The sequence below is a fragment of the Geobacillus sp. ZGt-1 genome (genome assembly GCF_001026865.1).
Lineage (GTDB): Bacteria > Bacillota > Bacilli > Bacillales > Anoxybacillaceae > Geobacillus > Geobacillus thermoleovorans.
This window is the reverse complement of sequence record NZ_LDPD01000083.1, coordinates 1-482: the sequence shown is the minus strand read 5'-3', so window position 1 is coordinate 482 and position 482 is coordinate 1. Positions and strand designations below refer to the sequence as shown.

Here is a 482-nt window from a genome sequence, read left to right as displayed (position 1 = left end):
GCGATGCGTTTTTGTTCGTTTAGGGGAGGCAGTGGGAAAGCGATTGCTTCTAACGTGCTTTTTCTAATTGATGGCACTGCAGTAGCTTGAGAATATTTGTAAAAATCTTCTTTAAGAGACCAGTATAATAAAAGTTTATTGTCAAGTATATTCTCATTCGATTTAACCCCCATTAAGTTGTTATCAATACATGCTGGCTTCGGAACTAAACCGCGTCTATTCAGTCTTATAGCTTCTCCAATTTTAGCAAACAGAATAGTGTCTTTTGGAACTTTTTTTGCTTTTAACTTGACTCTTATTTCTTCAGAAATAGTATTTTCTTCACTGTAAATATAGTAATTAGAATCAGTATCTTTAAGATTCCCTACCTTATAAAACGGGATTTCTAAATCATTATATCCTTGATACTGATTCGGAAATGCTGAACCACTAAAAAAATCAACCAAATGTTTTAAACGAACCCACACCCAATTCCCCGGCAC

Annotated in this window: 1 protein-coding gene; it reads right to left on the bottom strand. The window is 34.6% G+C overall.

Features of this window, described 5'->3' with window-relative positions; all coding sequences use genetic code 11:
* Positions 1-482 (bottom strand): restriction endonuclease subunit S (locus VU18_RS15660; protein ID WP_173426833.1); only part of this gene is annotated, 482 nt, incomplete at both ends.